Origin of the sequence: Nonomuraea sp. NPDC049649, assembly GCF_040675175.1 — a bacterium.
Classification (GTDB): domain Bacteria; phylum Actinomycetota; class Actinomycetes; order Streptosporangiales; family Streptosporangiaceae; genus Nonomuraea.
Genome location: NZ_JBFAOH010000043.1, coordinates 47441 through 56280 on the forward strand (window position 1 = coordinate 47441; position 8840 = coordinate 56280).

Genomic DNA, 8840 nt, shown 5'->3' on the forward strand with positions numbered 1-8840 from the left:
GGGGGTGGCTCACTTCACGGCGCCGACCGTGACCCCGCGGGTGAGCGTGCGCTGGAAGATCAGGAAGAACGCGACCGCCGGGACGATGCCGAGCAGGGCGGAGGCGCTGGACATGGTGGCGTCCATGTACCGCTCGCCCTGCAGCACGCCCAGGGCGACCGGCACGGTCTGGTTGTCGTTGGAGATGAGGAAGATCAGCGGCAGGAAGAACTCGTTCCAGGTCCAGATGAAGAAGAAGATCAGCAGGACGCTGAGCGTGGGCCGGCTGATCGGCACCACCACCCGGACCAGCGCCCGGAACCGCCCCGCGCCGTCGATCTCGGCCGCCTCCAGGATCTCCTTGGGGAACTGGCCGAGCACCGCGCTGAGCAGGTACGTGCCGAACGCCGCCTGGATCACCGTGAAGATGATGATCATCGACAGCCGGGAGTCGTACAGCCCGGCCTCCTTGGCCAGGTAGTACAGCGGGTAGACCAGCGCCTCCTGCGGCAGCGTGTTGGCCACCAGGAACAGCACCAGGATCGACAGCCGCCCGCGCACCCGCCCGATGCCCAGCGCGTAGGCGTTGAGCACCGACAGCACCACCGCGAGCACCGCCACCGAGCCGCTGATGAGCAGGCTGTTCCAGAGCTTCTGCCCGAAGTCCACCCGGACCCAGAAGTCGACGATGCCTTGCAGGTGGAGCCCGCCGGGCAGGCCGAGCGGCCCCTCCGAGGCGTACTCCTCGGGCGTCTTGACCGCGTTCAGCGCCACGAGCACGAACGGGAAGATCATCACCAGCGCCGCCACCGTCAGCGACACCAGCACCGCCCAGCGTCCAGGCCCCCTCATGACTCACGCTCCTGGATCCGCAGGAACAGGAACGTCACCACGACGATGATCAGGGCCAGCACGGTCGCGATCGCCGACCCGTACCCGACGTCGCTCTTCTGGAAGAAGTTCAGATACGAGAAGTACGACGGCACCAGCGTGGCGTTGCCCGGCCCGCCGCGCGTCAGCACGAAGATCGGCCCGAACACCTTCAGCGCGGCGATCGTGCAGGTGAGCAGCACCACGAAGATCTCCGGCCGGATCTGCGGGATCGTGATGTGCCACACCTTGCGCCACCACGACGCCCCGTCCAGGTCGGCCGCCTCGTAGTAGGCCGGGTCCACCCGCTGCAGCCCCGCCATGAAGATCACCACCGGGTAGCCGAGCTGGAACCAGACCATCACCGCCATCACCGTCGCCAGCGCGAGATCGGGGTCGCCCAGCCAGTCGAGGTCGAGGCCGAACGCCTGGTTGATCGCCCCGTACGACGGATGCAGCATCCAGCCCCACACCACCCCGGCCACCGCCACGGGCAGCACCTGCGGCAGGTAGTACATGGCGCGCAGCGCCGAGGCGGTGCGCGGGCCGAACCGCTTGCCGATGAAGTCGAAGAGCGCCGCCGCCAGCAGCAGGCCGAGCACCGTGGGCACGACCGCCATCGCGAAGATCAGCGCCACGTTGTTCTGGAACGACAGCCAGAACCGCTCGTCCTCCAGCAGCCGGGCGTAGTTCTCCAGCCCGGCCCACCTGGGCGTGCCCACCCCCGACCAGCGGGTGAAGCTCACGCCCAGGTTCATCAGGAACGGCACCACGATGACGACCAGGAACAGCACCAGGCTCGGCACCAGGTAGAGCCAGTAGCCTTTCTTGCGGACGCGCATCTAGTTACCGAGGTCGGCGAGGTTGTCCTCGTACGGCTGCGCGATCTCGTCGAGCATCCCGGCGGGCTGCTTGCTGCCGTTGATGAGGTTCTGCGTCGCGGCGACCAGCACGTCGTAGTAGCCGGGCGCCGGCCAGTCGGGGTAGAACGCCAGCCCGTCGCGGCCGGTCAGCGTGTTGAAGGACTCGATCAGCTCCTTGCTCTTGGCGTCCGTGATCGCCTCCGGGTCGGCCGCCACCGGCACGCCGCCGGAGTTGCCCAGCAGGTTCTGGATCTCCTTGCTCATCGTGATGTCGATGAACTCGGCGGCCAGGTCCTTGTTCGCCGACTTCTCCGGCACCACCCAGATGTTGCCGCTGGAGCCGGGCGCCATCGTGGCGCCGGGGAACAGGAAGTGGCCCCACTCGAAGTCCTTGATCTCCGAGGCGAACCGGCCGTACCACCAGCTCCCGCTGATCATCATCGGGTGCTTGCCGTTCATGAACGCCACGCCCATGTCCTCGGCCTTGACCCCGGCGGACTTCTCGTCGACGTACCCCTTGGCCACCCAGTCGGCGAACGTCTGCGCGGCGTAGGTGAACTCGGGGCCGTGGAAGTCGACCTTCCCCTGGTACGCCTGGAAGGCGTCCACCCACGCCCGGTCGGCCTTGCTGAGCGCGAGCTGGTAGAGGATCTGCTGCGCCGGATACTCGGCCCCGGCCGTGCCGATCGGCGTCACCCCGGCCCGCACGAACGTGTCGAGCGCGGCGGTGAACTCCTCGAACGTCGCCGGCACCTCGACGCCGTGCTTCTCGAACAGGTCCTTGTTGTAGTAGACCATCACGAACTCGCCGTAGTTCGGGATGCCGTACCAGTTGCCGGAGCCCATGACCCCGCGCTCGTCGTACCGCGCGGTGGTCTGCAGGCCGCCGGGCAGCAGCTTGTCCCAGCCGCGCTTGGTGACCTCCTCGGTCAGGTCGGCCAGCAGCCCCTGCTTCGACAGCAGGCCGGCGGTCGCGTTGCCCTTGTTGTACTCCATGACGTCGGGCGCCTGGTCGGAGTTGAGCACCATGCTGGCGGTCTTCTGGATCTGCTCGAAGCTCTTCTCCTCGAACTCCACCTTGACGTCCGGGTGGGCGGCCTCGAACTTCTTGATCGCCTCGGCCCACGCCTTGCCCATCGCGGACTCGGCCGCCTCGTAGTGCCAGAGCCTGAGCACCCGCGGCCCGTCGGCGGGCGCCTCCTCCGAACCGGAACCGCAGGCCGAGAGGGCCAGCACGAGAGCTGCCAGCGCCGCCACGCCAGACTTTCCGATCATGTCTCCTCCTGGGTGATGACGGCCCGGCCGGGCGCGCCCGGCACCGGGGCGAACTCGACGGCGGCGACCCGCTTCGGCCCGGTCACGCTCACGCGCAGCGTGTCGCCGTCCCGGACGGCCGTGACGGCGGTCTCCCCGTCGGTGTCGTGAATCCGCATGCGGCGGTCGCCGCCCCCGAAGGCGACCAGGGTGATCCGGTCAGGCGTCTCCACCGTGCCGCCGGAGTCGGCGACCGGGATCAGCGCGCCGTACCGGACGAAGAGCGGGAACTCCTCCAGCGGCTTGGCCACCCGCACGTACCGGGAGCCGGTGTGCACCTCGCCCGTCCACCAGTCCACCCACTCGCCCTCCGGCAGGTAGACGTCCCGCACCCCGCCCGGCGAGATCATCGGCGCGACCAGCAGGTCGCGGCCGAGCAGGTACTGCAGGTCGGCCTGCCAGGCGACGGGGTCGCCAGGGTGGTCGACGCAGAGCGCGCGCATCATCGGCGCGCCCGTCCGGGCGGCGTCCACCGCCGCCGAGTAGATGTAGGGCATCAGCCGGTAGCGCAGCCGGAGCGCCGCCACCGCGTGCTCCTCCACCTCCGGGAACTCCCACGGCTCCCGGGTGGTGGTGCCGTGCAGCCGCAGCAGCGGCGAGAGCGCGCCGAACTGGGTCCACCGTACGAACAGGTCGTCGCTGGGCCGCCCGGTGAAGCCGCCCGCGTCATGGCTCCAGAACGGCACCCCGGACAGGCCGTGCGCCAGCCCGCCGCGGATCGTGCTGCCCATCGACGCGTAGCTCGTGTACGAGTCGCCGCTCCACTGTGCGCTGTGCCGCTGCCCGCCCAGGTACGACGAGCGGGCCCAGACCAGGTCGTGACCGTGGACCTCGCGGGTGACCTCGGCGACCGCGTCGTTGAACAGCAGCGTGTAGACGTTGTGCAGGTCGGTGCCGGTCATCCCGTTCGAGGCCACCGCGTCGTGCGGGACGCCCTCGGCGAAGTCGGTCTTGAACGCCTGCACGCCCTGGCGCAGCAGCGCCCGCAGCCGCTCCTGGAACCAGCGGACGGCGCCGGGGTGGGTGAGGTCGAGGATGCCGCAGGCGGGGTAGGAGCCGTGCCAGGTGTCGGCCACGTACGTGTCCCCATCCGGCTTCTTCAGGAAATATCCCGCTTCGGCGGCTTCCTGGAAGTCCGGGCTCCTGTGGGAGATGTACGGGTTCATCCACAGACAGACCTTGAACCCCATCCGGTCCAACTCTGCCAGCATCGCCTCCGGCTCGGGGAAGTTCTCCGGGTCCCAGCGCAGGTCCGACCAGTGCCCGACGGTCTGCCAGTAGGTGTCCAGGTGCAGCACGTCGCACGGAATGCCGCGCTCCCGGATCGTCCGCGCCCTGGCCAGCACCCGCTCCTGGCTGTCCACGCAGAACCCGGAGGAGATCCAGGTGCCGAACGCCCACTTCGGCGGCAGCGCCGGCCGCGAGGTCAGCCCGTTGTACCGCTCCAGCACCTCGGGCGGCGTCGGCCCGGCCAGCACGTAGTAGTCCAGGACGTCGTCGGGCACCACGATCTGCACCGCGCTGTGGGTCGACTGGCACACGTCGAACTCGATGGGCGCGCCGCTGTCGACCAGCACCCCGTACCCCTTGCTCGACACGTACAGCGGAACGTTCTTGTACGCGCGCTGCGACTCGGCGCCGAAGGCGTCGAAGTTCCACATCAGCGGGCGCTGGCCGCGCTTGTCGAGCGGCGCGAACGACTCCCCGAACCCGGCGAACACCTCGTCGGGCGGGGCCTCGAAGCTCTCGTGGAAGGCCACGTGCGCGCCCCCGGCGGTGGACCGCCCGAACGGCAGCGTACGCAGCCGGCCACTGATGTCGGTGTGCCCCCGGTCCTGCTCCAGCAGCGCGTCGCCGGCGGCGTCGGTGAAGCGCAGATGCCACGGCTCCAGCGTGATCTCCGCCCGCAGCGAGCCCGCGTCCACCACGATCGGCTCCCCGGGCGTCACCTCGGCCCGCGCCCCCGCGTACGACCCCGGCCTCACCAGCGCGACGGCCCGCTCCGAACGGGGCCGGGCGTCGGCGTCCTCGCTCAGCCGGACCCGGATCACGCCCTCGCCCGCCACGCCGACCTGCACGACCAGGCTCTCCTCCGCCGCGGTGACGGCCTTCAGCATCACTCCCGCGCCGTCGGCGGCGACCAGCTCGGCGGCGGTCAGCGCGGACAGCCCGCCCTCACCCCGGGTGCGCACCGGCAGCTCGGGCGGATCGGCGACGTGGTACTCATACGCGACGAGCGGGGGGCGGTAGGGCATGGACGCTCCTCTTCCAGACAGCGCGGAACTCGTGACTTAGTTTGGTGTCCATACCAACAAACGTCAACGTCTTCCCAACGGCCGGAACAGGAGTCCACCCATGACGAACCAGCCCCACAGCCACCTCACCCCCAGCGCCCGCCCCCGCCACTCCCCCATCCACGGCACCGGCCTGTTCGCCGTCGCCCCCATCCGCCGCGGTGAGATAGTGATGCGCCTCGGCGGCCGGCTCATCGACGACGACGAACTGGCCCGCCTCACCCCGCCCTACAGCAGCCTCACCGTCGAGGAGGGCGTCCACCTGCTCCTCGACCCCCGCCACCCGGTGCGGTACGGCAACCACTCCTGCGACCCCAGCCTCTGGCACCAGGACGCCACAACCGTGATCGCCCGCCGCGACATCAGCCCGGGCGAGGAGCTCACGATCGACTACGCCACCCACACCGGGGTCGAGTCATGGACGATGACCTGCCACTGCGGCGCGCCGCTCTGCCGCCGGATGGTGACCGGCCGCGACTGGCGCCTGCCCCGGCTCCAGGCCGCCTACGGCATCCACTGGACCCCGCCCCTGCTGGCCCGCATCAACGCTCTTCCATAGCGGCGTCGAACCAGGCGGCGGCCGTGGGGGTCAGCAGGAGAACGATGACCGCCACGGAAAGCACGAAACTAAGGAGAACACTGAAATCTCCCTCGGTGACCAGCACCACGACGGACATCGTCGCCGCCACGGCCTGAATCGCCACGCCCATCCATCGCACCCAAGGCCGGCGACTCCGCATCCCGAACACCACGACCCCGATGGCCACGCCTACCCCGACGATGAGGAGCGCCTCTGGGATGAAAACTCCGCCGAGCACCAGCGGTATCACCAGGATGGCGAAGAGAAAGACGGCCCCAGCCAACTGCACGGACATGATGATCCGAGCCACCCGCACCGAGGTGGGCATGATCAGCTTCTGGGAGGGGTGCATAAGGTCATCCAATGCAGGTGGGGGGCGGATTTTTTCTCCAGCCATTATGATCAATACTTGCACAACTGGCACGAGTAATCACCCGCTGCTCTTTAGTGCACTTCCCGGAAACGCCACAGCCTGGCATTTTGCCAAAGCAGCAAAGAGGTTTGCGTTCCGGGCGGGTCACTCCGCATAGTGTGCGCGGAGGTGGTCGACATGACCGAGCAGCTGAACGACAGCTATGACGTGATAGTGGTCGGCGGCGGCGCCGCGGGCCTCAACGGGGCGCTGATGCTGGCGCGGGCCCGCCGGACGGTGCTGGTGATCGACGCGGGCGCGCCGCGCAACGCCCCCGCCGAGGGCGTGCACGGGCTGCTGGCCCGCGAGGGCATGCCGCCGGGCGAGCTGCTGGAGCGCGGCCGGGCGGAAGTACGCCAGTACGGCGGCCAGGTGGTGACCGGAGAGGTCGAGACCGCGGTCCGCGACGAGACCGGGTTCGGGGTGACGCTGGCCGACGGCCGGACCGTCCGGTCGCGGCGCCTGCTGGTCACGACCGGCCTGGTGGACGTGCTGCCTGATGTGCCCGGCCTACGGGAGCGGTGGGGCCGAGACGTCGTGCACTGCCCGTACTGTCATGGCTGGGAGGTCCGCGACGGGGCCATCGGCGTGCTGGCCAGCGGCCCCCTGTCGGTGCACCAGGCGCTGCTGTTCCGCCAGTGGAGCGCCGACGTCACGTACTTCGCGCACACCAGGCCCGCCCCCACCGGCGAGGAGGCCGAGCGACTGGCCGCGCGCGGCATCAAGGTGGTCCACGGCGAGGTCGCGTCGCTGGAGATCGTCGAGGACCGTCTCGTGGGTGTACGGATGAGCGACGGCACCCTCGTCAGCCGCGACACCGTGGCGGTGGCGACACGCATGGAGGCCCGGGCGGGCTTCCTGGCCACGCTCGGACTGCGACCGGTCGAGCACCCCGCCGGCGTCGGCGAACACATCCCCGCCGACCCGACAGGCCGCACCGACGTGCCGGGAGTCTGGGTGGCGGGCAACGTCACCGACCTGTCCGCCCAGGTCGGCCCCGCCGCCGCGGCCGGAGCCGGCGCCGCCGCCCAGATCAACGCGGACCTCATCGAGGAGGAGACCCGCCAGGCGGTCGCCGCCTACCGGGAACTGCTGTCGGCGGGCTCCCGATGACCTTCACGAAGGCGTACTGGGACGAGCACTACGACAGCCGGGCCCCGGGCGCGGCCCACCCGCCCAACCCCTACCTGGTGGCGGCGGCCCAGCACCTCCCGCCCGGCAGAGCGCTGGACGCGGGCTGCGGCGAAGGAGCCGAGACCATCTGGCTCGCCACCCGCGGCTGGCAGGTGACGGCGGTGGACATCGCCGCCACCGCCCTGCACCGGGCCCGCCGCCGCGCCGAGACGTCCGGCCTCACGGACGGCATCGACTGGATCCAGGCCGACCTGACCGAGTGGACACCGGCCGAGGGGCAGTTCGACCTGGTCTGCTCCCACTACGTCCACCCGGCGACATCCCCCGGCGACCTGTTCCGGCGGCTGGCGGCGGCGGTCGCCCCCGGCGGCACCCTCCTCCTCGTCGGCCACCACCCGTCCGACCACCACACTTCGGGCACCCCGGAGGCCCACGTCGAGATCGGAGACCTCGCGGCCGTCCTCGACCCCGCCCAATGGGACATCGTCGTGGCCGAGGACAGATCCCGCACGATGTCACACGGCGGTCGCGAGATCACCCTGCACGACACCGTCCTCCAGGCCCGCCTGGCCGGCTGAGCAGACTACCCCGGTGAGCTTCGGCGTCTATGCCCGTAAGGTGCGCGACCCCGGTCTTCCGGTATCGATGGCGGGTTTCGGCGCTCCGCTCGTGTGTGCAGTTGTACCGGCCTCTCGGCTTCAACGCGACGCTGAGCTACCTCGAATCGAAAGTCGGGCGATTTCAGCGTGACGAGGCCGCACTGCTCGCCGCTCTGGACCTCATCGAAGACAGCCGCGCTGTTCTCCGTGCCGAGCTTCTGGCCTATGCGAGGGAACGCCGCGAGGCCAAGAGGCAAGGGCGGAGAACTCCGCGGGCGGGGGATGTCAATCCGAACCATCAGTTTCGGTGGTACTGGTATGGGGCTCCTCGGGAAGCCGCTCGGCACGCTTTGTGGTAGTGGTGGCGGCGATTTCCTCGGCTGGGGCTTTCTGGAACTGCGAATGTTCTGGAGCTGAAGGGAATCGTCGGGGATTATCTGGAGGCTGGTGACAGGCTCGGGGAGGCTGAGCGCCGGCTTCTCAGTGCCCGGGTGAAGGGGCTTGAGGAACGGCTGGCCAAGCTGGATTTGCTGGATGCGGTGCGGAACATCGAGGTGGCGATTTGCTCGGTGGATTTGTGATTGCTCGAATGCGGGGATAGAGCCCAGGTACGCCCACAACTCGTGTCTGCCGAGCTCATATACGGCAGCCGTAGATTGTTGTGATTCAATCAGTTCGTGGGTTTCTGGACTACCGGAGGCTCTCACCGATGTAGGCCAGATGCGGATCGGCGAAGAATGACCGCACCAGTGCGGGCAGCTTCTGTAACCGTCGCAGCGCGCCCAGAGCGAGAGC

The 8840-nt window shown here is 69.4% G+C and carries 8 protein-coding genes; 3 read left to right on the forward strand and 5 right to left on the reverse strand.

Annotated elements, in window-relative coordinates; genetic code table 11:
* Positions 1-9: 9 nt before the first annotated feature.
* Genes AB0J42_RS32515 through AB0J42_RS32530 form a run of 4 tightly spaced genes read right to left on the reverse strand, consistent with a single transcriptional unit; the run spans position 10 to position 5281 of the window.
* On the reverse strand, positions 10-831 hold the full coding sequence (locus tag AB0J42_RS32515; RefSeq protein ID WP_364301286.1) for a carbohydrate ABC transporter permease: 822 nt from the start codon (positions 829-831) through the stop codon (positions 10-12).
* Complete coding sequence (locus AB0J42_RS32520; RefSeq protein ID WP_364301288.1) at positions 828-1691, reverse strand: sugar ABC transporter permease; 864 nt, start codon at positions 1689-1691, stop codon at positions 828-830. The genes AB0J42_RS32515 and AB0J42_RS32520 overlap by 4 nt, the downstream gene beginning before the upstream one ends.
* On the reverse strand, positions 1692-2987 hold the full coding sequence (locus tag AB0J42_RS32525; protein ID WP_364301290.1) for an extracellular solute-binding protein: 1296 nt from the start codon (positions 2985-2987) through the stop codon (positions 1692-1694).
* A complete protein-coding gene (locus tag AB0J42_RS32530) occupies positions 2984-5281 on the reverse strand; it encodes a TIM-barrel domain-containing protein (protein WP_364301292.1) in 2298 nt (765 codons plus the stop codon). The genes AB0J42_RS32525 and AB0J42_RS32530 overlap by 4 nt, the downstream gene beginning before the upstream one ends.
* Before the next feature lie 100 nt (positions 5282-5381).
* On the opposite strand from AB0J42_RS32530, the gene AB0J42_RS32535 reads away from it, so the two are divergent.
* On the forward strand, positions 5382-5879 hold the full coding sequence (locus AB0J42_RS32535) for an SET domain-containing protein-lysine N-methyltransferase (RefSeq protein ID WP_364301294.1): 498 nt from the start codon (positions 5382-5384) through the stop codon (positions 5877-5879).
* Here the strand turns inward: AB0J42_RS32535 and AB0J42_RS32540 are convergent.
* Positions 5863-6228, reverse strand: coding sequence for a hypothetical protein (locus tag AB0J42_RS32540; RefSeq protein WP_364301296.1), 366 nt, complete (start codon positions 6226-6228; stop codon positions 5863-5865). The two genes, AB0J42_RS32535 and AB0J42_RS32540, sit on opposite strands and share 17 nt — an antisense overlap.
* A gap of 222 nt (positions 6229-6450) precedes the next feature.
* Between AB0J42_RS32540 and AB0J42_RS32545 the strand changes: the two genes are divergently transcribed.
* Positions 6451-7425 carry an NAD(P)/FAD-dependent oxidoreductase gene (locus AB0J42_RS32545; protein WP_364301298.1) on the forward strand — a complete coding sequence of 325 codons (975 nt, stop codon included), beginning with the start codon at positions 6451-6453 and terminating at the stop codon, positions 7423-7425.
* The gene (locus AB0J42_RS32550) at positions 7422-8024 is read left to right on the forward strand and encodes a class I SAM-dependent methyltransferase (RefSeq protein WP_364301300.1); all 603 of its coding nucleotides are present in this window, start codon (positions 7422-7424) and stop codon (positions 8022-8024) included. Before AB0J42_RS32545 ends, AB0J42_RS32550 begins: the two co-directional genes overlap by 4 nt.
* Positions 8025-8840 lie beyond the last annotated feature (816 nt).